The following is a 25,696-nucleotide window of genomic DNA, read 5'->3' as shown; positions in this document are numbered from 1 at the left end:
TTATTCACCTTGTTTATCTAAATGTTTTTGAACAGATTTTAATTTATCATTCATTTTACGAGACTTATCTCTTCTATCATCAATACGGATATTTGTACATACTCTATCTAATCCTTTATCAAATGGTAATTCGTGAATTGCTTGAACTACTTCAAATAAATCTTTAAGATCACCTTCGATAAGCGTATTCATAGGGGTTAATTGATAGTCAATTTTACCTTGCTTTTTAAATGCTTCTAGTTTCGTTTGGATTTCTGCAATATATTTACTAACACTAGGACCTTCCGTTCCGACTGGTATAACAACTACATCAATAATAGCCATTATTTAACACCATCCTTTTCAATTATATATGTTTTTATTAGTCCAGCAGCACCAGTGATACCAGCATCATTTCCAAGTTTTGCTTGGACAATTTCAGTATCTTTTTGAGCAGGAGTAAATGTTAAATTATGATATTCTGTTTTAATATTTTCAATTAATATTAATCCAGCTGTAGACATTCCTCCACCTAAAACAATATATTTAGGATTGCTTGTAGCACTAATTATACTACATAAATAAGCGATATGATTTGCGACCTTCTCTGTTATAAATATACAGAATTGATCTCCTGCTTTTGCTGCATCAAATACAGCTTTAGCAGTTACTTTATTCTCTTTTATAAGTGATAAAATAGATGATTTAAAAGTTAGTTTAGGATAATAAAAATTGACTAAATTAACCACTCCAGTAGCTGAAGCAACAGTTTCAATACATCCTGATTTGCCACAATTACAATTAAAACGTTGATCAAAATCAGTTCTAATATGACCTATTTCTGCACCTGAACCATTATGACCATGTACAATTTCACCATTTGAAATGATGCCTCCACCAAGACCAGTACCAAGTGTAATAGCAACTACATCATTTGCACCTTGACCAGCACCTTTATGCTTTTCACCCAGTGCAGCTACATTTGCATCATTATCCACATATACAGGACAATCTATAAATTCACTAAAAATCTCTCTCACATTTACATTTCCAGGCCAATGTAAATTAACAGCCCCATGTACGATTCCCGTTTCAAAATCAACAGGACCAGGAACTCCTATACCAACTCCGATAACATTTTGAAGATCAAAATGATAAGATTCAGTTGCTTCTTTAAAAGAATCAAAGACTTGCCTTAATAAAGTTCGACCTGTATGGTCTGAAGTATCGGTTTCAATAGACCATTTATGTAATCGTTCTAATTTTGTATCAAAGATACCAAGTTTACATGTTGTTCCACCTATATCAGCTGCTAAAATAATATTTTTCATTTATGCTCATTCCTTCTTTGATTAATTATTAAAATACATTTTAGATATTCTTCATTTGTTAAAAGATCATAATTGTAAAGAGAACGTATTTCTTGTTGCATCATTTCATACATATCTTCTTTATCTTTAAAATATATAATAAAACCATAACGTTTCAAAAGTTGCAAGACATCATAAAAATTGTTAATTTTTCGATTCATTACTATCTTTCAATTCTTTTTCTAAATTTTTATAGCTTTGGTTATTGGCATCAATTTTCAAAGCTTTTTTTATATATTTTAAAGATTTATCGTTATCATTTAATGCTCTATTAGCTATGGATAATTCATAGTTTAATAATGCAGAGTTAGGATGACTTCTTAGGCCTCTTTCCCAATCAGCCATTGCCTCTGCTTTAGAACTTTTAGTAGCAGTTATTAAACCTTTTAAGTAATATGTTTCATCATCATCGTATCCTTTATTGATTGTATGTTCAACAATTGATAAAGCATCATCATAATTATAGGATATCATTTCGTCTTTAATAAGTTTATCGTAAATATTTTCTTCTTTAATTGAAAATATTCTAATTTGTAATAAAACAAAAAGTACTAATAATAAAATTAAAAATAACCAAAATAAATTACGATTTTCATGAAAATAATAGCCTATTAATGTAATAAGGATACCACCTATGAAACCACCTAAATGAGCCATTAAATTAATATTCGACATAAATAGCGAGACAAAAATCAATATTAATACAACAACTAACAATTGTATTATCATTTTCTTATTAAAAGTCTTACTTAAGTACATCATCGTTAAAATAGCCCCTATAAGACCAAAAATGGCTCCACTTGCACCAACAGATATTGTACTTATATTAAAGGATAACGAAGCAAAGTTTCCAAATAATCCAGAAATTAAATAGATACCTAACATTTTATATGGACCAACGATCGTCTCTACAATTTTACCAAAAATGAATAAAGATAGCATATTCATTAAAATATGTTCAAAATTAAAATGTAAAAACATCGAGGTAATAAGACGGTACCACTCTCCGTGCACTACATTGAAGTGTACTAATCCCCCAACATCTAGTAGCTTAATATCTGAAAAATGATTTAGATAAATCTTCATATATAACCATACTAGGACATTTATAGCTATAAGTGTATAAGTCATTGGTGAAAATATCATCATATACTTATCAACAAGGTTCGCATTAAGTACACGCTTTTTATAATCTAACGATGATTTTTTATCTTTTTTATTAACGCGTTTTTTTAAAATAAAATTAGGCATTGTATTTTCTAAGTCTTTTTCATTAGTGATACTATGATAAATCAACTTAGTAGGATGCGTTTCATCGAAATTATCAATATTCATCGATGTTTCTAAAAAGTAGAAGAACTCAACTTTTTTAATTTTAAATCCTAACTTTTTTTGTAAATTCTCTTTATGATCATTTATTTTAGATTTGTCGAAGCGTATCTCTTGAGTTGAACTCACTTCTTTTCTAAATACAATAAGTTCTTCTTTTTTCTTATTGAATAACCAAATTTCATTTGTATTTTTATCTGTGTGTTCTAATTTATAGTTAAAATATTTGATCCAATAATAAATTGATTTCCAATATAGTTTATCAATATTCATTAATTCCTCCCAAATTTAGTGTTACATATAATTAAATTATCTACAGGTTGATCATGTTTTTCCACATCGAAATCTGATATTTGGAAGTCATATATAAGACTAATTGAGTTAATATCGTGTTGATTTAGAAATTTATCATAGTAACCTCCTCCATACCCTATACGAAAACCATTTGTTTGAAAAGCTACTCCAGGTACAATAAGTAAATCCATGTCATTACTAATAGATGTATCTTCATTAACATAATTAATGCCTTTATCATCGGTAGCTATTGATGACAAATCTAATAGTTGTTTAAAGTTCATATTACGACTTCTGTAATCTGTATTGGGCACAAAAATTTGTTTTCCATTATCTAAAGCGAAATTAATAATATTGTATGTATTAATCTCGTGTGGCATAGACAAAAATATACCGATACGATGTGCATTTTTGAATTTTTCGTTTTCAATTAATTGTTTCATTAACCAAATATCAGCTTTATGCTTACTTTTTTTATCAAAGTCTTTCATTTGTGATAAGATATTTTTTCTAATTTGTTTTTTACCCATTCTTTCTCCCATCCTTTAATATATATTATAACGTTATTATATAGTGATGTCATTTGTGATAATTCAAATTATTTTAAGTTAAAAAATTATATTAATTTATATAAAATAAATATAGTTGTTGATTATATATTTAGGATTATTAATAGTTGAATGAGCTACTAAAGTAAAAAAGGTTGGAACAATTTTGTTCCAACCTTTTTACTTTTAATATTATTTAGTTTCACGATGTAGAGTTTGTTTGTTATCACGTGAACAATATTTTTTCATTTCAATACGTTCAGGATTGTTTCTTTTATTTTTAGTAGTAATGTAGTTTCTGTCACCACATTCAGTACAAGCTAATGTTACGTTTACGCGCATGATTATACCTCCTTACCTTTTCTAAATACGACTTTATTATCATACCACTTAGACGATTAATTGAAAAGTATTAATTTTTACTAGTGTTAAATAGAAAAGCATCTTATCAACGGTTATTCAAATTATTTTTCATTTTTAAAGTAGTAATTAATGATATCTCTTCCTAAATCTCCCCCATTTAACCATGGTGGTGGAACAGGTTGATTAGTATATACGATAGAAAAAGCTAATTTAGGATCTTTAACAGGCGCATAACCTATATATGTTGAGTTAACTCTAGGTTGTCCATTTTGATAAACTTCAGCAGTACCAGTTTTACCAGCTGATGGAACAACAGTTTTATGGAAGCTTGCATAGCCTGTACCATCTTTTTCATTGAAAGCCATCTTGAATCCTTGTTTTACTTCATCTATCTCATCTTGAGAATTATTGACTTTATTTAGTATATTACCTTTAATTTTATCTTTTACAGGTCCTACCTGATCACTATTTGTTGCGTCATGTATAGCTAAACCAATGTGTGGTTGTACTCTGTAACCATTATTTGCAATTGTAGATATATATTGTGAAAGTTGAATAGGTGTATAAGTATCATATTGACCTATTGATAAATCTAAATAATTGCCTGGATTATTAGTTAATGGTTCAATTTGACCAATTGTTTCATTTGGTAAATCGATACCTGTTTTAACACCTAATCCTACTTGATTTAGACCTTTTCTCAGTTTTTGACCAGCTTCTTCAATATTATTAGGTAAATTCATACCACTTGAGTAAGGATCACCAGCTAGTCTTAAAGCAGTTTTAAACATATATACGTTTGAAGAATGCATTAATGCTTCTTTGTCGTTAATTAGGACTTTGCCATTTTGGTTAAAGTAAGAACGTTTAGTTAGTCCGCCACTAAAGTGTAAAGGTTCATCAATCATTTCTTCACCGACTTTGATAGTATGATTTTGATAACCAGTTAATAAGGTTGCTCCTTTAACAGAAGAACCGACTGCAAATTGACCAGTAAAATTACCTAAATCATAATCTAGCAGTTCACCTTTTTTATCAATTTGTCTTCCAGCCATTGCAAGAATATCACCATTTTTAGGATTTTGAACAACTACAAGAGCATTGTCCATATTTGTTGCTCCTTGACTACGCAGTGTTTTTATTTCATTTTCTAATAGAGACTCAACTTTTTTCTGTAAATCAATATCAATGGTTAGTTGTAAATCATTTCCGCGTGACCCAGGGTTAATCACTTTAGAACTAATAACTTTACCAGATTTATCAGTAGTGTATTTCAACTGTTTCTTTTTACCACGTAGAATGTCTTCATATTGATATTCTAGATAAGCTTTCCCAACCCTGTCATTTCTAGAATATCCTTTTGCTAAATACTGTTCAGTTAATTCTTTAGGAATACCCTCAGAAGGTGTAGAGACACTACCAAATATACTTCTTAAAGTTTCACCATATGGATATTTTCGATCCCAATCCATTGAAGTATTGACACCAGGTAAATTATCCAATTGTTGAGAAACAGCAGCATATTCCTTTTCACTAACATCTTCATTTTTTATCATTTGCGGATCAAGTGTAGATCCAGCTGACATTTCTCTGTATATAGCTAATACTTGTAAATCATGCTTAGATAAACTATTTAATTGAGTTTCTGTAATTTTACTATGTAATTGTTTATCGTACTGTTCTTGACTTATGCTACCATTGTTAAGCATAGTTGTTTCTTTTTTCATTAATTTATTAACTTCTTTTGGATGATTTTGTATCCAAAAGTCTTGTTTATCTCGCTTTGTAATCTTATCAGTATTCATTGTAATGAGTTTAGCTAATTTTTTAGCGGTGTTTAACATATCTTGTTGACTGGTTTTTCTAGAACGAGTGTAGGTAATTGCTAATTTCGAAGCATTATCAACTAAAATTTTGCCATTTCTATCTAGTATTCTTCCTCGTGGTACGGATTCATTGACAGTAATATTCTCATCATTTTTCACTAATTGACTATAATGTGCACCTTGTGCAATTTGTAAATATCCTAGTCTTAGGACAATTAATACGAAAATCAAAACAATTGCACCAAATATAAAACTAATTCGTTTATTCATCGTATGTTTTATTTTTTCATCATTTGATTTTTCTTTTAATCTTTTAAGCAAGACAACCGACCTCAATTATTAATCATGTATACGTATAAATGATATATGAAATTGTATAATTTTTCTATATTTTTCATAAAAAAAAGTGATCTCCCAAAAAGAGACCACTAATAAATACTTTTTTTATTTATTATTTTGTAGCAGCATTGTATAACTCGTCTACTTTTTCCCAATTTACAACATTCCAGAAAGCACTGATATAATCAGGACGTTTATTTTGATATTTAAGGTAATAAGCATGTTCCCAAACATCTAAGCCTAAAATTGGAGTTTTTCCTTCAGTAATAGGGTTATCTTGATTTGGAGTAGTAACAATTTCTAATTTTCCATTATTTACTACTAACCAAGCCCAACCTGAACCAAAACGTGCTGCAGCTTTATCAGCGAATTCTTTTTTAAACTCATCTAAAGAACCCCATTGTTCTTTAATTTTATCAATTACAGTACCTTTTTCTTCAGAATTAGGAGTTAATAATTCCCAGAATAATGAGTGATTTAAATGACCTCCACCATTATTACGTACTGCTGTTTGAATATTTTCAGGTACACTATCTAAATTTGCAACAATTTCTTCAATTGATTTAGATTCTAAATCAGTACCTTCAACTGCAGAATTTAATTTTGTAACATAAGTGTTATGATGTTTGTCATGATGAATTTCCATTGTTTCTTTGTCGATATGTGGTTCTAATGCATCTGCTGCATATGGTAAATTTGGTAATTCAAAAGCCATAAATAATCATCCTCCTAAATTATCTTTACATAAATAATAACAAGCTATGTGATGTGCAACAAATCATTTGCTCTAAATATTATTCACATAGTTGTCATATTTCTTATTATACTCTTCTTATATCTCATTTTAGTAGTTTTTAAACATATATTTCAATATTAGTAGAAATTCAGACTTTTGACCTATAAAAAACTGAGACGCTTACTTACGTCTCAGAACATTTCTCATTTTAATTTATACCTTTATTATGGCAAGTTTCACATATACCATATACCTCTAATTTATGAGTATGAATATCTACATTAGGTAGGAATTGCTTAACTTGCTCAATTGGACAAAAATCTATTACTTTTGTATCCCCACAATTTTCACATATAAAATGATGATGATGATGATTAGTACAAGCGATTCTAAATTTCATTTCTCCATCTAATTCTGTACTTTCAACAATATTTAAATCTTTAAAAAGATGAAGATTACGATAAATAGTATCAAAAGATATACCTGGATAATCATTGTCTAATTGTTGTTGTATATATTTAGCATTAATATATTTATCTTCATTAACAAAGATATTAATCATATCTTCTCTTTTCTTAGTATATTTTAACCCATTGTCTTTTAAAATTTTAATAGCGTCATTTGTATTCATAATTTAATGCTCCTTTTTGGCAGTTCGTTTAGTTTTCTGTAGTAACATCGTTATTCCTAAAATTAGAACTAATAATACCACGATGACACCACCAGGAGATATATTAATATAAAATGCTAAGGTAAGCCCTAGAATAACAGAACATTCACCTATAATAATACTTAAGATAATCAACTGTTTAAATCCTTTAGTTAATCGCATTGCTATAGCCACAGGTAATGTAATTAATGCACTCACGAGTAAAATTCCTACTACTCTCATTGATGCAGAAATAACCATAGCAACAATCGTTATAAATAAAAACTGAATCCATTTTGGAATATTAATAACCTTACTATATTCCTCATCAAAAGATAAAATAAATAATTCTTTGTATAATAAAAGAATGAATAATAATACGACGATTGAAATAATCGTAATTGTGATTAGGTCACTTAAATTTACCGCACTAATTGATCCGAATAATAATCCAACAATTTCTTGATTGAACCCATCAGCTAGTGAAATAAAAATTGCACTTAATGCAATTCCTGCACTCATTATAATTGGAATTGCAATTTCTTGATAGTTTGAATATGAAGTTCTTAATTTTTCTATAAGTAAAGCTCCAACTATTGCAAAGATTATACCAAACCACATAGGGTTTATAAATGCTAATGCTGGTGATAAGGTAATAATAAACATTCCAAACGAAATACCGCCTAGTGTGACGTGACTTAAAGCATCAGCAATTAATGATAATCGCCTTACCACTATAAATGCACCAATTAAAGGTGCAATAAAACCAATCAATATTCCACTTAAAAGTGAATATCTCATAAAATCAAAATTTAACAATGCTTCAATCATGATATTCACCTCTTAATTCAATCCATATACTTATCATAATTAACTCCTATTTAAAATTATGCTTCACAGCATGAACGATTATGTTGATGATCAACAAATTTAATTGGATGACCATATATTTTTGAAATTTCAACTTCATCAAGAGACTTAAATTCTTCAGTAGAACCGTGGAAATGAAGATGTTTATTTAAGCAAGCGACTTTTGTAGCTGTGTCTACCACAACGCCTATATCATGAGTAACTAAAATAATCGTTATACCTTCTTCTTTTAAATGTTGCAAGGTGGCATAGAATTCATTCACATGTTTTGCATCAATCCCATTTGTCGGTTCGTCTAATACTAAGACGGATGGATTTGAAATTAAAGCGCGTGCAATTAGTACACGTTGTTGTTGTCCACCTGATAATTCTGCAATATTTTTATTCTTTAGATGATGAATGTTTAAACGATGTAAAACATTATCTACTTGTTGTTCATCACTTTTATTAAACCACTGAAAAATTCTTTTCGTTTTAGTTAAACCACTTAAAACAACTTCTTTCACACTAGCAGGAAATCCTGCAGTAAAAGCATTGGCTTTTTGAGATACATAACTAATTTTTAATGCAGATTGAGTATTTTTTTTATAATATTTCCCGTCAATGTATATTTCACCGTGTTGTAATGGTAACAAGCCAAGAATAACCTTTAAAAGAGTAGATTTACCGGCTCCATTAGGACCAACAATTGCAAGAAAGTCACCTTTATTAATTCGGATATTAATGTTTTCTAATACTTGTTTATTATCAAAATAATAATCAATATTTTTTAATTCAAAAACAGGTTGATTCATCTTTTCACCTCGCTAAATACTATACAATTATATATGTTTTTTGTAAATAGTAATGTTTACGAATTAAAATAAGAGTAAGATAGGCTCTTTGTAGATTATGCTATCTTACTCTTATTTTAATTATTGATTCAATATTTTTCCTTTTAATTTGGGGTCAAAAATTTGAGATTTTAACATTTCAATTTCAAAGCGATAAGGCGGCTTTTTATTTTTCTTATCTTCTCCTACATAAGGAGTTTCAAGGATTTTAGGAATGTCTTTAAAAGCTTCATGATGTACCACATTATTCAAAGCATCAAAACCAATATATCCAAATCCAATATTTTCATGTCGGTCTTTATGTGCACCTTGTTCATTTTTACTATCATTTACATGAACAACTTTAATACGGTCTATTCCAATGATTTTATCAAACTCATTCAAAACGCCATCAAAATCATTTTTGATATTATAACCAGCATCATGTGTATGACAGGTATCAAAGCAAATAGATAACCGATCGTTATGTGTCACACCATCAATAATGCGAGCAAGTTCTTCAAAACTACGTCCAATTTCTGTTCCTTTTCCAGCCATTGTTTCAAGTGCAATTCGTACATCATGATCATGTGTTAATACTTCATTTAATCCTTTAATAATCTGATTAATTCCTTTATCTGCACCGGCACCTACATGCGCACCTGGATGTAAGACAATATCTTTCGCTCCTATAGCTTGCGTGCGTTCAATCTCATTTTGAAGGAAATTCACACCTAGTTCGTAAACTTCAGGCTTCGTTGTATTTCCTATATTTATTATGTAAGGAGCGTGTACAACAATATTGGATAAACCATATTGTTCCATAACTTTATGACCTTTTTCAATATTTAAATCGTTTATATTTTTTCTTCTTGTATTTTGAGGTGCACCTGTATAAATCATAAATGTTGATTCACCAAATTGATGTGCTTCTTCGGCCGATCCTTCTAACATTTTTTTACCACTCATTGATACATGTGAGCCAATTAACATTTGTTTCACCTAACCTTTTTTATTGTTTTTTCGTTGTTGTCTACTACGTTGTTTACTGTATTGCTTTCTCTCTTGTCGTTTCATTCTTTCTACTTCTTGTTTAAATTTCTTTTTATAGCCTGGTTTAACTTTATTTTTAGATTTACTTCTTACTTTATGTTTTACTTGATTTGTTAAATGATCATCTTTACGTTCACGTTTATGACGTGTATTGTGCGCTTTGATTGGCTTAAGTTCTCCATTTTTAATATCAACATTATCAAAGTGATAGCCTTTATCTTCAATAAGAGAAATATTATGTTCTTCATCTGGGCTATATAACGTTATAGCCACGCCTTTATAATTTCCACGTCCTGTTCTACCCACTCTATGAGTAAAGAAATCAATATCATTAGGAACATCAAAATTTACTACATGACTAACGCCTTCAATATCAATTCCTCTTGAAGCTAAATCACTTGCAATAACATATTGGAAATCTAAATTCCGAATACGTTTCATTTGTTGTTTACGTTCTCTAGGTGTTAAACCGCCATGAATCATACCTACTTTAATGCCAGACTCATTAAGAGATTGAGCAAGTTCATTTGCATTTTCTCTACTGTTACAAAAAATAATACATAGATATGGATTTAGTATATCAATTAATTGTAAAGTTTTATCAACTTTTTCAGTTCCTTTAGTAGGAATCAAATAAAATTCAATATTTTTTTTATTTTGGGATTTGTTATCAACTACAACATATTCAGGGTGACTAAGATACTTATTTAAAAACGGTTCTAATGATTTTGGAATTGTTGCACTAAAGACTGCAATATTAGCATTTTCATCTAAACGAGCAGCAATATAATCCACATCTTCTATTAACCCTAAATCAATGAGTAAATCTGCTTCATCGATAATTAAATATGATGCCTTATGAATATGCAAATGTCCACTCTGAGCTAAATCATTGATTCGTGTTGGTGTACCAATCACTAATTGAGGTTGTTGATTTGTTCGTTGTTTATCTTTCTCTATGTCAGTACCACCAATAAATAAACTTACTTTAATATCTGATTGAAAACTAGCTAGATGACTAGCCACTTTATATAATTGTTGTGCTAATTCACGAGTTGGTGCAACAACAATACTTTGAGGTTCTTTAATGTCAGTATTAATTAAATCTATTAAAGGTAATAAAAAGGCGTGTGATTTGCCAGTACCGGTTTGTGATTGACCAATTAAATTAGTCCCTTTTTTTATACGTGGAATAATTCTATTTTGAATTTCAGTAGGTTTATTAAAATTTAAATCTTTAACTGCATCAATAAGATTTGGATTTAAATTAAATATTTCAAATGGATGATTAGCCATTCATCTGGCCTCCTTTGTATTGTTTTAAATATAATTAAATGGATCTGTATTTATTTCTGAAGCTTCTATATTAAACTGCTTACTATCATTACTAAATAACCATCGTCCTAGTAAGTCTTTAAGTCCTTCTTTCATAACGTACTCACTATAATGATTGATATCTAATAAATGAATGCCATTAGTTTTAGCATCAAGTGCATCATGATGTTTTATGTCTCCAGTAACGAAAACATCTGCTCCCTTTTTAAAAGCACTAGTTTCAAAACCGATACCAGCACCTCCGATAATAGCAACTGTTTTAATTAACGCTTCTGAAGGACCTGTATAACGAACGCTAGGAATATTTAAATGTGCTTTAGCATATTTAGCAAAATCTTCTAAATTTAATGGTTCATTTAGTTCACCTATTTTTCCAAGACCATAATTAGCAGATGTCGTCATCTTAATAAAATCGTATACAGGTGTTTCATAAGGATGGTAATTAATAATTGCATTTTTAGCAATACTTAATTGATCTTTACGAATCATAAATTCTACCTTCACTTCATTTACATGTTCAATTCGATTTAGTTCTCCAATATGAGGGCGAGCGTCTCCAACTGGTTTGAATTGACCTTTACCTTTGGACTCAAAGAAACAATATTCATAATTCCCTTCTTTTGCTAGACCAATATTATTTATATGATATTTAAATGATTCTAGATTTTCTTCCGGAATGTAAGTTTGTACTTTATAATAAAAAGATTCTTCTTCATTTAAAAATCTAATATTAGTTAAATTTAATTTTTTTGCTAGCATCTCATTGACACCATCAATGTGATTATCTAAATTGGTGTGTAAAGCAATAAGTTGAATATCATTTTGAATAAGCATGTGTATCAATTTACCGTATCCATCATTAACTAATGATTTAACACCTTTAAAAATTAAAGGGTGATGCGCAATAATTGTATTGTATCCTTTGCTAATTGCCTCTTCTATTACTTCCATTGTGCAATCTAATGCTGTCAAAATACCTGTTATTTCTTTAGTGTCATCTCCAATTAATAAACCCACATTATCCCAGCTTTCAGCAGTTTTAAGGGGAACATGTTGGTCAATAATTGACATTAGTTCTTTAATTTTCATTATAGAGCACCTCTCTTATCATTGATATCTCTTCTTCAATCTCTTCTAGTCTCTCATGATGTTGTATTGGATTCAATTGATTACGAATATACTCTAAAGCTGCTAACTCTCTTTCCCATTTTTTTATAAAAATATCGTTTTTATGATTTAAAAGAATAGGACCAAATTTAAGTGATTTCTTATTAAGAAGATTAAGATTTTCTTTCCATTCACTAACTACAATTTCATAGATATGCCCTTTTTCTTCTAAAATTTCTTCAGCAATAATATCATAATTAAGATGTTGAAGTGTCTTGCGTAAGGTTTCAGTTTGAATATTACTTTGCAAAATTAGACGTGGATGATGTGCAAGTTTATTTTTACCCTCATCTAATATTTTCGCTATCAAAGGTCCACCCATTCCACAAATTGTGACATTATCTATTTTATCTTTCTCAGTTAGAATACTAAGACCATCACCTAATCGAACATCGATATGTTGAGTAAGTTGATGCTGTGCTACATTCGTTTTAGCAGCTGTATAAGGTCCTTTTATTACTTCACCAGCAATAGCATCATCGCATAGATGATGTTGTAATGCATAAATAGGTAAATAAGCGTGATCAGAACCGATATCAGCTAATGAATTAGGTAATAAGTATTGGCTTACAACTTTTAATCTATGATTTAATGATATCATTGTTATCTCCTTTATTATAAAAAGAGGCTAGGACATAGTATTGTCTTAGCCTCAAATTTCTTTATACATAACATCTATCGTTAACTCAGATTTAGCATTAATCTTAGTCCATAAAATCTTTAAGACGCTTGCTACGACTTGGATGTCTTAATTTTCTAAGCGCTTTAGCTTCGATTTGACGAATACGTTCTCTTGTAACACCGAATACTTTACCTACTTCTTCTAATGTTCTAGTTCGTCCGTCATCAAGGCCAAATCTTAAACGTAAAACATTTTCTTCTCTATCAGTAAGTGTATCTAAAACGTCTTCTAATTGTTCTTTCAATAACTCATAAGCAGCATGGTCAGAAGGACTTTGTGCTTCTTGATCTTCAATAAAGTCTCCTAAGTGACTGTCATCTTCTTCACCTATTGGCGTTTCTAGGGATACTGGCTCTTGAGCTATTTTAAGTATTTCGCGAACTTTTTCAGGTGGTAAATCCATTTCTTCACCAATTTCTTCAGGAGCAGGATCACGACCTAAATCTTGTAATAATTGTCTTTGTACGCGAATAAGCTTATTAATTGTTTCAACCATATGCACAGGAATACGGATGGTGCGAGCTTGGTCAGCAATAGCACGTGTAATGGCTTGTCTAATCCACCATGTAGCATAAGTAGAAAATTTAAATCCTTTACTAAAATCGAACTTTTCTACTGCTTTGATAAGCCCCATATTTCCCTCTTGGATTAAGTCTAAGAAAAGCATACCACGACCAACATATCGTTTCGCAATACTTACAACTAATCGCAAGTTGGCTTCTGCAAGGCGAGATTTTGCTACTTCATCACCTTGTTCAATACGTTTAGCTAATTCAATTTCTTCTTGTGCGCTAAGAAGATTTACACGTCCAATTTCTTTTAAGTACATTCTTACAGGATCATTAATTTTAACACCTGGAGGCGCACTTAAGTCATTTGGATTTAATTTTTCATCTGTATCTGAACTATCTTTTTCATTTACTAAACTAATATCGTTATCATTTAGTTGGTCAAAGAAATCATCCATTTGGTCGGAATCCATGTCAAAATTTTGCAGCTTTTCAGCAATTTCTTCATGACTTAGATGACCTTCCTTTTTACCTTTTTCAATTAATTGTTTTTTAACATCTTCTAATGTTAAAGTCGGATCAATTGTTTGTTTTTTGATTTTAACTTGGTTATCAGACATGAAAAGGCCTCCCAATCGTATTTTCAACTTTCAATTAAGATATTTAATTATATAATAAATTATTATAATAAGAAAAGTATATTTTATAATAAACATGAAATATTATCATTCTATAGGTAATAAAATGATATCCTTATTTCATAAATATTTAACTTATTATTTCTCTACCCTTTAAAAAAGCATAATAACCATTATACAGTAATGGTTATTAAATATAAATACTATATTAAAAGTTTAATATTTGTTTATATTCCTTTAATTTAAATGTTCATCTACATGCGTTGCTTGTTTTTATTAACTATCATTTGTAAATAATACTTTTGAGATTCTACGTCACCAATTCTAAGTGCTTCTTTTAATTTATGATTAAGTTCTTCAATAGAATCTTCATATTTGTTTTCATTTAAAGTTGAGATATATTCTTCAATTTCTAAATCATAAGGTTCTCGATTTAATTCATAATCATCAAGCTGTATGATTGCTTCTCTAATATCTTTATCTTCAATGTATAATATTAAATCACTAATCGAATAGTAATCATTTTCAGAATAATAATCGGTTAGCACTTTAAAAATACTTTGGAAATATTTATTCGTAAAATCATTTGCTTCAAGTTGTCGATTATAATTTAGAAATACATCTTTATCCATCATAAAGTGTTTTAATAAAGCTCTTTGTGCTTTTTCACTTTTGTTTAAATGTGTAAAAACAATATTTAAATTTTGAGAATTTAAATTCGAGTTATCATTGGTATTTCCAATATAGTCTTCTTCATATGAGATAAATTCAGGTTGTTGATGTACATTGGACATAATAGTATTGGCATCAATATTGAAAATGTCAGCTACGTCATTCACAATTTTATTTTTTAATATTGAAGATCTGACAAATGAAAGATCTTCAGTAATCTCTTTAAAGTGACGCTCATAAGCTAGATCATTATTTTCAATTTCATCTCGATAGAATTGAACTTTGTAAATAATAAACGATTTCTTCTCATTATTTATAAATTCTATAAATTTTTCTTTACCGAATTTAACTATATATTCATCGGGATCCATGTTTTTTGGTAATTGTACTACAAATACATTCAATCCATGTTTAAGTAAATGTTCTCCAGTTTTTAAAATGGCCTCTTGACCAGCAAAGTCTCCATCAAACATTAAAGTTATATTAGAGGTTAATTTTTTTAACACTGTAATGTGATCTTCTGATAATGCTGTACCCATACTTGCTACTACTGTTTTTAATCCAGCGTAATCAGCTTTAATTACATCCATGAATCCTTCTAACAACATTACTTCATCATTTTTTCTAATTGACTTTCTTGCGCTATCAAGATTATAAAGTAATCGTCTCTTTTGAAAAATCGGTGTCTCAGGACTATTTAAATACTTAGGCTCTTGATTGTTATAAGTTCTACCAGAAAAACCGACAATTCTTCCTTGAGCGTTTTTTAAAGGAAACATAATGCGATCTCTAAAACGATCATAGTAACTAAAATTTTCTTCGTTACGTGATAACAAACCAGCTTCATAAGCTAGTTCTATGTCATATCCTTTTTGTTGTAAAAAGTCATGACAAAAGTGAGCGTTATTAGGGGCATACCCAATTCCACGAGATTTTATTAATTCTTCAGTGAAACCACGATTTACAAGATAATTTAAAGCTTCTTCACCTTCTACGGATTTCATTAATGCATACATATAATATTCATTAATTAATTCATGCATTTCAATCATTTTTAAGTCTTCAGATGCTATCTGCGTTGTAGATGGATTAGAATGACCAATATCTACTTTTATATTAACGCGTTCTCCAAGTTCTTGTACTGCTTCTACGAATGAAATGTCCTTAATGTCTTGAATAAATTGAAAAACATTTCCACCTTTTTTACAACCAAAGCAATGGCATATTTGTTTATCTTCAGAAACTGTAAACGAAGGTGTTTTTTCATCATGAAAAGGACACAAACCAATGTAATTGCGTCCTCTTTTTTCTAATTTCACATATTCACTTACTAAATCTAAAATATCTGTTTTTTCCTTTATTTCGTTGATTACAGACTGTTCTATACGCAATATATATCACCTATTAAATAGTAGTCATAGTATTATACACTTTTATAGAAGGTTTTTAAATATTTATGCTTTACTTTCAATGATTTGTATAACATCATTTGCTGTTTCTTCAATAGCCTTATCAGATACATCAATAACAGGACATCTTATTTTTTCGACAATTTTTTCAAAATATTGAATTTCTTCTTTAATTCTATCTTCAGTCGCATATCTAGCATGCTCACCTAATCCTAATTGTTTAAGTCGTTGTTTTCTTATTAAATTAAGTTTATCTTCACTAATCTTTAATGCTATACATTTATTTGGATTAATTTTAAACAATTCGTCTGGTGGCGTTACCTCTGGAACTAGAGGAATGTTCATTACTTTATAGCTTTTATGCGCTAAATACTGAGATAGAGGTGTCTTAGAAGTTCTTGAAATGCCAATTAAAACAATATCTGCCTTAGGTAATCCTTTCGCATCTTTGCCATCATCATATTTTACCGCAAATTCAATTGCATCTATTTTTTTGAAATAGGCATCGTCTAATTTATGAACTCTGCCTGGCTGATTATACGGCTCCTCATCGTGCGTTTGATTAAGTAGTGTCATTAGAGGACCCATTATATCAACAGCTTTTAAGGAGAAAGCGTCTACTTTTTTCTTCATATATGCTTTGATTTTTGGTTCTACTAACGTATATACAATAATTGCATTTTTATCTATAGCGACCTGTATAACTTCATCTATATCCTTAAAGGTTTCTATATAAGGATATCTCAAAAAACCATGTTTACAAGCTTTAGGATTAAATTGAGCGACGCAAGCACTAGCAACCAACTCAGCTGTATCTCCTATTGAATCAGATGCAATGATTATCTTTATATTTTCCATTGTTTATCACCTATTCTTTAAATAATGAAACAAATAATTTTGTTATTGTTGTTTTAGATATTCTACCTACAACTTTATATTTACTATTTTCTTTTTTTCTAACAACGGGAATTGAATCAATTTCCTTATCTATCATTTGACTTGCTGCATAGATGACGAGGTCTTCTTCTTCTAAATAAACAATATTAGGCATACGTGACATAATGACACTTATAGGCATAGTATGAATATCTTGCCCAATCATAGAGGCACGTAACAAATCTTTTCGCGAGCTCACACCAATCAATTCATCTTTTTGATTAGTAATAAATAATGTTCCTGTATCTTCTAAAAATATAGTACATATAGCATCATAAATTGTCATATCTTCTTTAACGATAACAGGTAGAGACATATGATCTTTTATTATATATTGACGTAAATGATCACTGACTAATTTATTCTTAGATTTACCTGAATAATAATAACCCACACGTGGTCTAGCTTCAATAAAACCAGACATAGTTAAAATAGCTAAATCAGGACGTAAAGTAGCACGAGTTAAATTAAGTTTATCTGCTATATGTTCACCTGTTATTGGGCCACCATCTTTAACTATTTCAATTATTTGTTCTTGTCTTTTACTTAATTCTATAGGTCTTCACCCCTTTTAATTTCATTTTTATTATACCTATTTATATATATACCTACAAATACATATAAATCCTTGCTATTAAATTTTCTATGAATTAAAATATGATTAAGCGAGTTAAGGTCGGTGGAAGCTTAACATTTCAAAAATTGGCTTATCAATATCATTACATAAAAGCGAGTGTCTACACTAATTTGGGTGGAACCGCGGGTTATTTTGTTAACACTATATATTTATATAGATGAATTATTAACTCGTCCCAAGATAATAATAAGTATTATTTTATATTTATTTATTGTCTTGGGACGTTTTTATTTTAAAAGGAGAGATATTATGGTTAAAGATATGGATACTATTGTATCACTAGCTAAGCATAGAGGATTTGTATTCCCAGGCAGTGATATTTACGGTGGTTTATCTAATACATGGGATTATGGTCCATTAGGTGTTGAATTAAAAAATAATATTAAAAAAGCATGGTGGCAAAAATTCATTACTCAATCACCATACAATGTTGGGATTGATGCTGCCATTTTAATGAATCCAAAAACTTGGGAAGCATCTGGTCATTTAGGTAATTTTAACGACCCAATGATTGATAATAAAGATAGTAAAATTCGCTATCGTGCAGATAAATTAATCGAAGACTATATGCAAAATGAAAAAGGTGACGAAAATTTCATTGCTGATGGCTTAAGTTTTGAGGAAATGAAACGTATTATCGATGATGAAGGCATTGTATGTCCTGTAAGTGGGACTGCTAATTGGACAGATATTCGTCAATTTAACTTAATGTTTAAAACATTCCAAGGTGTTACTGAGGACTCTACTAATGAACTATTTTTACGTCCAGAAACTGCTCAAGGTATTTTCGTAAATTATAAAAATGTTCAACGTTCAATGCGTAAAAAATTACCATTTGGTATTGGTCAAATCGGTAAATCATTCCGTAATGAAATCACGCCTGGTAACTTTATTTTTAGAACAAGAGAATTTGAACAAATGGAATTAGAATTCTTCTGTAAACCTGGTGAAGAAATTGAATGGCAAAATTACTGGAAAACATTTGCAAGTCAATGGTTAAAAGATTTAAACATCAATGAAGAAAATATGAGATTACGCGATCATGATGAAGAAGAATTATCTCACTATTCTAATGCGACTACAGATATTGAATATAAATTCCCATTTGGTTGGGGCGAATTATGGGGTATTGCAAGCCGTACTGATTTTGACTTGAAAAAGCACAGTGAACATTCTGGTGAAGATTTCAGATATCATGATCCAGAAACAAATGAGAAATATATTCCATATTGTATTGAACCTTCTTTAGGGGCAGATCGTGTTACATTAGCTTTCTTATGTGATGCTTATGATGAAGAAGGCGTTGAAGGTAGTAAAGATGCTCGTACAGTAATGCATTTCCACCCTGCTTTAGCGCCATATAAAGCTGCTGTTTTACCATTAAGTAAAAAATTATCTGAAGAAGCAATTAAAATCTTTGAACAATTAAGTTCTAAGTTTTCTGTTGATTTTGATGAATCACAATCAATTGGTAAGCGTTATCGTCGTCAAGATGAGATCGGTACTCCTTACTGTATCACATTTGATTTTGATTCATTAGAAGATAATCAAGTTACAGTACGTGATAGAGATTCTATGGAACAAGTTCGTATGCCAATCTCAGAATTAGAAACATTCTTAGCTGAAAAAGTTAAGTTTTAATATAACAAGAACCCACTTATTACTTACTATGAGTAATAAGTGGGTTCTTTTAATTAATTTAAACATTTTATATTATTCTAATCGCTTAAGTTGATTAATTAATTTTTGACCTTTAAAGTACATGCCAGCATATTCTCTATACAGCATTATCATTAATTCTGACATTTCATCTAATAAAGCTTGGTTAATATTAAAATGATTCATTTTATCAATTGGCAACTTTTGTAAAATATCCAATAAATAAAATGTTTTATTGGATAGCTTTAAGGCATAAGGATCATTATTTAATACAGTTTCTGAGATGGTCCCATCATATTTAAAACTGTAAGCAATAAGCTTAGATTGATCAGTATCACCAGTAATTGCACAATAATCGAAAAATGCGCCAAAACCAAATTTATTCATACATTTCAATAATACGATAATCGACATTAATTGAGCAGAATTACCTTCTGAAATTTTATTGAGTACAAATTCTAATAACTTATAATGATATAAAGAAACTTCATTTGGTTCTAATGATCGATCTATTGCTTCGACGCATAAAGTCGCATAACTACTATCAAAAATATCTAATCGTAATTGATAATATTGGTTTATGACATCAATAGAACTGAGCGTTCCCATACCTTTCCATTTATTATAAATAAATAAGCCATACACAAAGAGTTGTGTATGAGCTTGCAAGCCGGTTTTAGATTTCTTAGCACGTCTTACCATAATAGGAATTTTAGCACCATGCTCGTTTAATATTGTAATAATTTTATCGGATTCACCATAATCTACTGATTTTATGATAATTCCTTTTTGTTTTTCTAACAATGCATCTCACCGGCTTTCCTATTAATTTAAACGTTAATCTTGATCTTCAACATATCCCATTTGACGAATAAAGTTTACTTTATTTCTCCAATCTTTCTGAACTTTTACCCATAATTCGAGGTAAACTTTTGATCCGAGAAGCATTTCAATATCACGTCGAGCTCTTTTACCGACTTCTTTAAGTTTTTTCCCACCCTTACCTATAACAATTCCTTTTTGAGAATCACGTTCAACAAAAATAGTTGCTTCAATTCTTACTCTTTCTTCACTTTCCTTAATCATTCTATCTACATTTACCCCTATTGCATGGGGGATTTCTTCACTTGTTAGATGTAAGATTTTTTCTCTAATAATTTCGCCTACTACAAATTGTTCTGGATGATCCGATATTTGATCATCAGGGTAATATTTTGGACCTTCAGGTAAATAATCTTTAAGTACATCGATAAAGTGATCCACATTCAATCCTTCAAGTGCCGAAATTGGCACAATTTCAGTAAAATCCATATAGGTTTTATATTTTTCAATCTTAGGCATAAGTGCATCTGGATGAACTAAATCAATTTTATTTAACACTAGAAATACTGGTGTTTTAACATTTTTTAGCATTTCCATTATATATTCGTCACCACGACCAATATCTTCATTTACATTTACCATAAACATAATAGCATCAATTTCTGATAGTGTATTTTTAGCTACACGCATCATATAATCTCCTAATTTATGCTTAGGTTTATGAATACCTGGTGTATCTAAGAAAATGATTTGAGCATCTTCTCTTGTCATTACTCCCTGAATTTTATTTCTTGTTGTTTGAGCTTTATCTGACATAATTGCAATTTTATGTCCAATGACTCTATTCATAAACGTGGATTTTCCCACATTCGGTCTCCCTATAATAGATACAAATCCTGATTTGTGTTCTGTCATTTATTCTAAATCCTTTCCCGAAAAGCCGTGAGGTAATAGTTCTGCTACAGTTGATTTAATCATCTCACCTTTATGATTTGTCATATACACAGGCATGTCGTCATCACAGAGTTCTTTTAATACTTGACGACATGTTCCACAAGGTGATGACGGATGTTCAGCGTCAACGGTAACTGTTATTGATTCAAAATCTCCTGGTCGATAGCCTTCTGAAATTGCAGCTACTAAACTAGATCGTTCTGCACAAATCGTTGCTGGATAAGCTGCATTTTCAACATTTGCTCCATAAAAATGGCGACCGTCTTTTGTTTTTAAATATGCACCTACTTTAAAATGACTATACGGTACATAAGCACGTTGTTGAGCTTTTCTAACTTCTTGAAAATAATGTGATTGATAACTCATTTTATTGTCCCCTTTAAAAAAAGATGTGAGGTATAAAAATCATTAAACCCATAATTAGTGCAAAGATTGAAACAACCATAACACTAAAGGCGGCAATATCTTTAGCTTGTTTAGCTAATTCGTGATAGTCAGAAGTAACTAAATCTACGACGCATTCTATAGCTGTATTCACAGCTTCAAGCGTAAGTACCAAAGTGATGCTTAACAAAATAAACAACCATTCTACAGTTGAAAGTCTTACGATAATTCCTAAAATGATAGCTATGAATGCGAATATTAAGTGTATTAGATAATTGTGATCTTTTTGAAGAAGTGTTTTTAAACCATCAAAAGTGTATTTAAATCGTTTTAAAAATTTAATCTCTAGTCAATCCATATGCGTTTAAAATTTCTTTTTGGCGTCCAAACATTTCTTTTTCATCTTCTTCATTCATATGATCATATCCTAATAAGTGTAAAAAACCATGTAAAGCTAAAAAACCAAGTTCTCTTTCAAATGAATGATTATAAGATTCAGCTTGTTCCTTAGCTACATCAGTACAAATAATAATATCTCCTAACACTCTAGGAATATCTAAACCAATAATATCTGGTTCATCTTCTTCAAGTGCAAAAGAAATAACATCAGTCACTCTATCTTTATCTCGATAATTTTTATTTATTTCTTGAATTTCATCTTTATCTACAAAAGTAACTGACAATTCAGCATCTTCATGAATGTTTTCTTTTTCTTTAGCAAAGTTAATTAAGTCTTCGATTTGATGATACCATTCATCTTTAACTAAGTTTGTATGATCATTGAAATCAATCGTAAACATTTAATTGTCTCCTTCATAACGTTCGATAATTTTACTTACTAATGGGTGTCGTACTACATCACTTTGATCTAGTTCCATTATATTTATTCCTTTAACACCACGAAGGTTCTTAATAGCTTCTTTTAATCCACTTTTAACACCTTTTGGTAAGTCAATTTGAGTTTGGTCTCCAGTTACAACCATTTTTGAACCAAATCCTAGACGAGTTAAAAACATTTTCATTTGTGCATGTGTTGTATTTTGAGCTTCATCTAAAATGACAAATGCATCATCTAGAGTTCTACCCCTCATATACGCTAAGGGAGCAATTTCAATTGTACCTCGTTCAATAAAACGTGCTGTTTGTTCTCTACCTAGGACAGTATTTAAACCATCATAAAGAGGTCTTAAATATGGATCAACTTTTTCTTTTAAGTCTCCTGGTAAGAAGCCTAATGATTCACCAGCTTCTACAGCTGGTCTTGTTAAAACAATTCTTTTTACTGTTCCTTTTCTTAATTGTTTTGCAGCATAAACAACTGCAAGGAAAGTTTTACCTGTTCCAGCAGGGCCTATACCAAACACTAAATCATTACGTTTCATAGCATTAATATAAAGACGTTGCCCCATTGTTTTTGCACGAATTGTTTTACCAAAGGCATCTTTAGTAATCTCTTCATCATATAAATCCAATAGATATTGAATAGTGTCATTTTTAGCCATCTTTATGGCAGCCTCAACATCTTTTAATGTAATTGAATGTCCTAACTCAATTACCTTTAATAAATTTTTAAGAACTAATTCTGCTTTTTCAACATGCTCTAATACTCGACCTTTTACTGCAATTTCTTGCCCACGAGCATGTATGATAACATCAAATGCTTCTTCAATCGATTTTAAATGTTCATCATTATTACCAATTAAAGCTTGAGAATGGTTGATGTTATCTATTTGAATTATTCCTGGCATAAAAGCGCTCCTTTTCACATAAAACATATTCATTAATAATTAATCTTTCATATAAATTTTACTAAACAATGATAAAGTATACAAATTTAAATGTTTTGAATGAATAATTAACCTAAGATAATATATCATAATAAAAAGTACCAAGAACAATATGTGTTTTAGGCGCATCTTAACATATTAGGAGCATAAATAAAGAGACTTCCACGTAGAAAGTCTCTTGTAAAGGTCAGAATGAAACAATAAATGTTGTCTTATTCTTTTATTTATAACCCTTATAATTTTTTAGGTTTATTTAGTATTTCTTGCCAAATAATCCCATCAACTATCGGGTCATTGTCAAATTGAAACGTTTGATGTGTCATATTTTTTTCAATAGATTTACTATTGAGTAATTGATTCAGTTTATAACGTTTCGTTTTTTCAGATAAGTACTTATCATTAATAATTTCTTTAGCTTTCTTTTCAATTAAAGAAAGTTGTTTTTCTTTTTCTTTGTCAATTTCAGATCTCACATTAAATAATTCTTTTGATAGCGAGTCTTCTAACTGTTTTTTAATATCTTTTTCACTTTGAGATCTCTCTCGTGAAGTTGAATCACTATCTTTAGAAGGCACTTTTTCGGTATGAGATTGTTTAGTTTCAAACCGTTTTAATTCTCCACGAGGATGTTCAGTCTTAACTTCTTTTTTAAGATTTTTATCACTGTGAACCGTTTCTTTTTTAGAAGATGGTTTTGGTGATGATGTTTTTTTATTTTGTTCTTCTTCATCAAATTCTGATGCCATCTCATTAAAAGCTTCTTCTATCTGTTCAAAAATACCTTTTTTTCTTGGTGTGTTTTGCGTAGATCTTTGTGTATTTTTGTGTGGAGGCGTTTGATTTTTTCGTTGTTCATGACTTTTATCTCTCATTGCACTAATACCAGTAACAATCACAGAAATAACGAATATAAGAATTCCAATATTCATTTAATCACCCCTCTATTTAATTTGGTGATTCATCGTCATTTTGTTCGGTACGTTTATTAATAGCGTTTCTCATACCTGTATCTGCTTCTACATTTTTTAAATTATAGTAATCTTTTACTCCAATATTACCTTTACGTAAAGCTTCAGCCATCGCTAGTGGTACTTCTGATTCAGCTTCTACTACCTTAGCACGCATTTCTTGAACACGTGCTTTCATTTCTTGTTCAGAGGCAACAGCCATAGCACGTCGTTCCTCAGCTTTAGCTTGAGCAATATTTTTATCTGCGAGTGCTTGTTCCGTTTGTAAATCAGCGCCGATATTTTTACCGATATCTACATCTGCAATATCAATTGATAAAATTTCGAATGCTGTTCCTGAATCCAATCCTTTACTTAATACTGTTTTAGAAATATTATCAGGATTTTCTAGTACTTGTGTATGATGTTCACTAGAACCAATTGTGGAAACAATACCTTCACCAACTCGTGCAATAATTGTTTCTTCTCCAGAACCACCTACAAGTCTAGAAATATTAGCTCTTACTGTAATTCTAGCTTTAGCTTTAACTTCGATACCGTTCATCGCAACACCGGCAATAAAGGGAGTTTCGATTACTTTGGGATTAACAGACATTTGAACAGCTTCTAAGACATCGCGTCCTGCTAAGTCTATTGCGGCACCTCTTTCAAAAGGTAAATTGATATCTGCACGTTGAGCTGCTATGTTGGCATCCACTACTCTATCTACATTACCACCAGCTAGATAATGAGATTCCAATTGATTTGTTGTTAAATTTAGTCCTGCTTTATGAGCTTTAATAAGAGGACCTATCACTTTACGAGGAGATACTCTACGAAGTCGCATTCCTACAAGTGTAGCAATACTAACTTTTACACCTGCAGCAATAGCGGAAATCCATAATCCGACTGGTACAAATGAAAATAATAATAATAAAGCAACTATTATAATAATCGCAATAATTATAATTCCAATATTTAACATTGACT

The 25,696-nt window shown here is 30.1% G+C and carries 28 protein-coding genes; 1 reads left to right on the top strand and 27 read right to left on the bottom strand.

Going from position 1 to position 25,696, the window contains the following annotated elements; all coding sequences use genetic code 11:
* The 19 genes from HMPREF2561_RS04770 to HMPREF2561_RS04680 all read right to left on the bottom strand — a co-directional run bounded on the left by HMPREF2561_RS04770 (position 1) and on the right by HMPREF2561_RS04680 (position 18,072).
* On the bottom strand, positions 1–324 hold the full coding sequence (locus tag HMPREF2561_RS04770) for an MTH1187 family thiamine-binding protein (RefSeq protein WP_017176234.1): 324 nt from the start codon (positions 322–324) through the stop codon (positions 1–3).
* Positions 324–1,310: an ROK family glucokinase gene (locus tag HMPREF2561_RS04765; protein ID WP_002449785.1), complete on the bottom strand. Its 987-nt coding sequence runs from the start codon at positions 1,308–1,310 to the stop codon at positions 324–326. The genes HMPREF2561_RS04770 and HMPREF2561_RS04765 overlap by 1 nt, the downstream gene beginning before the upstream one ends.
* Positions 1,307–1,510, bottom strand: coding sequence for a YqgQ family protein (locus HMPREF2561_RS04760; RefSeq protein ID WP_017176233.1), 204 nt, complete (start codon positions 1,508–1,510; stop codon positions 1,307–1,309). The genes HMPREF2561_RS04765 and HMPREF2561_RS04760 overlap by 4 nt, the downstream gene beginning before the upstream one ends.
* Positions 1,494–2,951, bottom strand: coding sequence for a rhomboid family protein (locus HMPREF2561_RS04755; RefSeq protein ID WP_070468427.1), 1,458 nt, complete (start codon positions 2,949–2,951; stop codon positions 1,494–1,496). The genes HMPREF2561_RS04760 and HMPREF2561_RS04755 overlap by 17 nt, the downstream gene beginning before the upstream one ends.
* Positions 2,951–3,502 carry a 5-formyltetrahydrofolate cyclo-ligase gene (locus HMPREF2561_RS04750; protein WP_017176231.1) on the bottom strand — a complete coding sequence of 184 codons (552 nt, stop codon included), beginning with the start codon at positions 3,500–3,502 and terminating at the stop codon, positions 2,951–2,953. The genes HMPREF2561_RS04755 and HMPREF2561_RS04750 overlap by 1 nt, the downstream gene beginning before the upstream one ends.
* 210 nt (positions 3,503–3,712) lie before the next feature.
* The gene (gene rpmG, locus HMPREF2561_RS04745; protein WP_002449881.1) at positions 3,713–3,862 is read right to left on the bottom strand and encodes a 50S ribosomal protein L33; all 150 of its coding nucleotides are present in this window, start codon (positions 3,860–3,862) and stop codon (positions 3,713–3,715) included.
* A 122-nt stretch (positions 3,863–3,984) separates the two neighbouring features.
* On the bottom strand, positions 3,985–6,030 hold the full coding sequence (locus HMPREF2561_RS04740) for a peptidoglycan D,D-transpeptidase FtsI family protein (RefSeq protein WP_017176230.1): 2,046 nt from the start codon (positions 6,028–6,030) through the stop codon (positions 3,985–3,987).
* Positions 6,031–6,160: 130 nt separating this feature from the next.
* A complete protein-coding gene (locus HMPREF2561_RS04735; protein WP_017176229.1) occupies positions 6,161–6,763 on the bottom strand; it encodes a superoxide dismutase in 603 nt (200 codons plus the stop codon).
* Positions 6,764–6,992: 229 nt separating this feature from the next.
* Positions 6,993–7,415, bottom strand: a complete 423-nt coding sequence (locus HMPREF2561_RS04730) for a Fur family transcriptional regulator (RefSeq protein WP_002455286.1) — start codon at positions 7,413–7,415, stop codon at positions 6,993–6,995.
* A gap of 3 nt (positions 7,416–7,418) precedes the next feature.
* Positions 7,419–8,264 carry a metal ABC transporter permease gene (locus HMPREF2561_RS04725; RefSeq protein WP_049336102.1) on the bottom strand — a complete coding sequence of 282 codons (846 nt, stop codon included), beginning with the start codon at positions 8,262–8,264 and terminating at the stop codon, positions 7,419–7,421.
* A 56-nt stretch (positions 8,265–8,320) separates the two neighbouring features.
* Positions 8,321–9,097: a metal ABC transporter ATP-binding protein gene (locus HMPREF2561_RS04720; protein WP_017176227.1), complete on the bottom strand. Its 777-nt coding sequence runs from the start codon at positions 9,095–9,097 to the stop codon at positions 8,321–8,323.
* Positions 9,098–9,217: 120 nt separating this feature from the next.
* Positions 9,218–10,108: a deoxyribonuclease IV gene (locus HMPREF2561_RS04715; protein ID WP_061544224.1), complete on the bottom strand. Its 891-nt coding sequence runs from the start codon at positions 10,106–10,108 to the stop codon at positions 9,218–9,220.
* A 9-nt stretch (positions 10,109–10,117) separates the two neighbouring features.
* Positions 10,118–11,464 carry a DEAD/DEAH box helicase gene (locus tag HMPREF2561_RS04710; protein WP_017176225.1) on the bottom strand — a complete coding sequence of 449 codons (1,347 nt, stop codon included), beginning with the start codon at positions 11,462–11,464 and terminating at the stop codon, positions 10,118–10,120.
* 24 nt (positions 11,465–11,488) lie between these two features.
* Positions 11,489–12,592 (bottom strand): Nif3-like dinuclear metal center hexameric protein, encoded by a 1,104-nt coding sequence (locus tag HMPREF2561_RS04705; protein WP_017176224.1) that lies wholly within the window; start codon positions 12,590–12,592, stop codon positions 11,489–11,491.
* Complete coding sequence (locus tag HMPREF2561_RS04700) at positions 12,582–13,271, bottom strand: tRNA (adenine(22)-N(1))-methyltransferase (RefSeq protein ID WP_048761598.1); 690 nt, start codon at positions 13,269–13,271, stop codon at positions 12,582–12,584. The genes HMPREF2561_RS04705 and HMPREF2561_RS04700 overlap by 11 nt, the downstream gene beginning before the upstream one ends.
* Positions 13,272–13,374: 103 nt before the next feature.
* Positions 13,375–14,481, bottom strand: a complete 1,107-nt coding sequence (gene rpoD / locus HMPREF2561_RS04695) for an RNA polymerase sigma factor RpoD (protein WP_002449793.1) — start codon at positions 14,479–14,481, stop codon at positions 13,375–13,377.
* A gap of 272 nt (positions 14,482–14,753) precedes the next feature.
* Positions 14,754–16,562, bottom strand: coding sequence for a DNA primase (gene dnaG, locus HMPREF2561_RS04690; RefSeq protein ID WP_017176222.1), 1,809 nt, complete (start codon positions 16,560–16,562; stop codon positions 14,754–14,756).
* Positions 16,563–16,625: 63 nt separating this feature from the next.
* The gene (locus HMPREF2561_RS04685) at positions 16,626–17,438 is read right to left on the bottom strand and encodes a pyruvate, water dikinase regulatory protein (protein ID WP_070468425.1); all 813 of its coding nucleotides are present in this window, start codon (positions 17,436–17,438) and stop codon (positions 16,626–16,628) included.
* A gap of 10 nt (positions 17,439–17,448) precedes the next feature.
* Positions 17,449–18,072, bottom strand: a complete 624-nt coding sequence (locus HMPREF2561_RS04680) for a transcriptional regulator CcpN (protein ID WP_072291429.1) — start codon at positions 18,070–18,072, stop codon at positions 17,449–17,451.
* A gap of 330 nt (positions 18,073–18,402) precedes the next feature.
* Between HMPREF2561_RS04680 and HMPREF2561_RS04675 the strand changes: the two genes are divergently transcribed.
* Positions 18,403–19,794, top strand: a complete 1,392-nt coding sequence (locus tag HMPREF2561_RS04675; RefSeq protein ID WP_017176219.1) for a glycine--tRNA ligase — start codon at positions 18,403–18,405, stop codon at positions 19,792–19,794.
* 72 nt (positions 19,795–19,866) lie between these two features.
* On the opposite strand, the gene recO is transcribed toward HMPREF2561_RS04675, so the two are convergent.
* The 8 genes from recO to floA form a co-directional block, all read right to left on the bottom strand.
* Entirely contained in the window at positions 19,867–20,616 is a 750-nt protein-coding gene (gene recO, locus HMPREF2561_RS04670; RefSeq protein WP_017176218.1) for a DNA repair protein RecO, read from the bottom strand.
* A gap of 33 nt (positions 20,617–20,649) precedes the next feature.
* Positions 20,650–21,549: a GTPase Era gene (era, locus tag HMPREF2561_RS04665; protein ID WP_002449851.1), complete on the bottom strand. Its 900-nt coding sequence runs from the start codon at positions 21,547–21,549 to the stop codon at positions 20,650–20,652.
* Positions 21,550–21,954: a cytidine deaminase gene (gene cdd / locus HMPREF2561_RS04660; protein WP_002455278.1), complete on the bottom strand. Its 405-nt coding sequence runs from the start codon at positions 21,952–21,954 to the stop codon at positions 21,550–21,552. It lies immediately after the preceding gene.
* Positions 21,955–21,967: 13 nt separating this feature from the next.
* Positions 21,968–22,315, bottom strand: a complete 348-nt coding sequence (locus HMPREF2561_RS04655; protein ID WP_029376821.1) for a diacylglycerol kinase family protein — start codon at positions 22,313–22,315, stop codon at positions 21,968–21,970.
* On the bottom strand, positions 22,311–22,772 hold the full coding sequence (gene ybeY, locus HMPREF2561_RS04650; RefSeq protein ID WP_017176216.1) for an rRNA maturation RNase YbeY: 462 nt from the start codon (positions 22,770–22,772) through the stop codon (positions 22,311–22,313). Before ybeY ends, HMPREF2561_RS04655 begins: the two co-directional genes overlap by 5 nt.
* A complete protein-coding gene (locus HMPREF2561_RS04645) occupies positions 22,773–23,720 on the bottom strand; it encodes a PhoH family protein (RefSeq protein ID WP_070468423.1) in 948 nt (315 codons plus the stop codon).
* A gap of 272 nt (positions 23,721–23,992) precedes the next feature.
* Positions 23,993–24,688, bottom strand: coding sequence for a hypothetical protein (locus tag HMPREF2561_RS04640; RefSeq protein WP_070468421.1), 696 nt, complete (start codon positions 24,686–24,688; stop codon positions 23,993–23,995).
* Between the two features lie 16 nt (positions 24,689–24,704).
* Positions 24,705–25,691, bottom strand: coding sequence for a flotillin-like protein FloA (gene floA / locus HMPREF2561_RS04635; RefSeq protein ID WP_017176214.1), 987 nt, complete (start codon positions 25,689–25,691; stop codon positions 24,705–24,707).
* Positions 25,692–25,696: the final 5 nt, after the last annotated feature.

This window comes from Staphylococcus sp. HMSC069E10 (genome assembly GCF_001809205.1).
In the GTDB taxonomy this organism is placed as follows: domain Bacteria; phylum Bacillota; class Bacilli; order Staphylococcales; family Staphylococcaceae; genus Staphylococcus; species Staphylococcus hominis.
This window is presented reverse-complemented; position numbering and strand designations above follow the sequence as displayed.

Excerpts from the sequence above, each read along its gene's own strand:
- HMPREF2561_RS04770 (WP_017176234.1), bottom strand. The coding sequence starts at position 324 with ATGGCTATTATTGATGTAGTTGTTATACCAGTCGGAACGGAAGGTCCT.
- HMPREF2561_RS04765 (WP_002449785.1), bottom strand. The coding sequence starts at position 1,310 with ATGAAAAATATTATTTTAGCAGCTGATATAGGTGGAACAACATGTAAA.
- HMPREF2561_RS04760 (WP_017176233.1), bottom strand. The coding sequence starts at position 1,510 with ATGAATCGAAAAATTAACAATTTTTATGATGTCTTGCAACTTTTGAAA.
- HMPREF2561_RS04755 (WP_070468427.1), bottom strand. The coding sequence starts at position 2,951 with ATGAATATTGATAAACTATATTGGAAATCAATTTATTATTGGATCAAA.
- HMPREF2561_RS04750 (WP_017176231.1), bottom strand. The coding sequence starts at position 3,502 with ATGGGTAAAAAACAAATTAGAAAAAATATCTTATCACAAATGAAAGAC.
- rpmG (WP_002449881.1), bottom strand. The coding sequence starts at position 3,862 with ATGCGCGTAAACGTAACATTAGCTTGTACTGAATGTGGTGACAGAAAC.
- HMPREF2561_RS04735 (WP_017176229.1), bottom strand. The coding sequence starts at position 6,763 with ATGGCTTTTGAATTACCAAATTTACCATATGCAGCAGATGCATTAGAA.
- HMPREF2561_RS04730 (WP_002455286.1), bottom strand. The coding sequence starts at position 7,415 with ATGAATACAAATGACGCTATTAAAATTTTAAAAGACAATGGGTTAAAA.
- HMPREF2561_RS04725 (WP_049336102.1), bottom strand. The coding sequence starts at position 8,264 with ATGATTGAAGCATTGTTAAATTTTGATTTTATGAGATATTCACTTTTA.
- HMPREF2561_RS04720 (WP_017176227.1), bottom strand. The coding sequence starts at position 9,097 with ATGAATCAACCTGTTTTTGAATTAAAAAATATTGATTATTATTTTGAT.
- HMPREF2561_RS04715 (WP_061544224.1), bottom strand. The coding sequence starts at position 10,108 with ATGTTAATTGGCTCACATGTATCAATGAGTGGTAAAAAAATGTTAGAA.
- HMPREF2561_RS04710 (WP_017176225.1), bottom strand. The coding sequence starts at position 11,464 with ATGGCTAATCATCCATTTGAAATATTTAATTTAAATCCAAATCTTATT.
- HMPREF2561_RS04705 (WP_017176224.1), bottom strand. The coding sequence starts at position 12,592 with ATGAAAATTAAAGAACTAATGTCAATTATTGACCAACATGTTCCCCTT.
- HMPREF2561_RS04700 (WP_048761598.1), bottom strand. The coding sequence starts at position 13,271 with ATGATATCATTAAATCATAGATTAAAAGTTGTAAGCCAATACTTATTA.
- rpoD (WP_002449793.1), bottom strand. The coding sequence starts at position 14,481 with ATGTCTGATAACCAAGTTAAAATCAAAAAACAAACAATTGATCCGACT.
- HMPREF2561_RS04685 (WP_070468425.1), bottom strand. The coding sequence starts at position 17,438 with ATGGAAAATATAAAGATAATCATTGCATCTGATTCAATAGGAGATACA.
- HMPREF2561_RS04675 (WP_017176219.1), top strand. The coding sequence starts at position 18,403 with ATGGTTAAAGATATGGATACTATTGTATCACTAGCTAAGCATAGAGGA.
- era (WP_002449851.1), bottom strand. The coding sequence starts at position 21,549 with ATGACAGAACACAAATCAGGATTTGTATCTATTATAGGGAGACCGAAT.
- cdd (WP_002455278.1), bottom strand. The coding sequence starts at position 21,954 with ATGAGTTATCAATCACATTATTTTCAAGAAGTTAGAAAAGCTCAACAA.
- ybeY (WP_017176216.1), bottom strand. The coding sequence starts at position 22,772 with ATGTTTACGATTGATTTCAATGATCATACAAACTTAGTTAAAGATGAA.
- HMPREF2561_RS04645 (WP_070468423.1), bottom strand. The coding sequence starts at position 23,720 with ATGCCAGGAATAATTCAAATAGATAACATCAACCATTCTCAAGCTTTA.
- HMPREF2561_RS04640 (WP_070468421.1), bottom strand. The coding sequence starts at position 24,688 with ATGAATATTGGAATTCTTATATTCGTTATTTCTGTGATTGTTACTGGT.
- floA (WP_017176214.1), bottom strand. The coding sequence starts at position 25,691 with ATGTTAAATATTGGAATTATAATTATTGCGATTATTATAATAGTTGCT.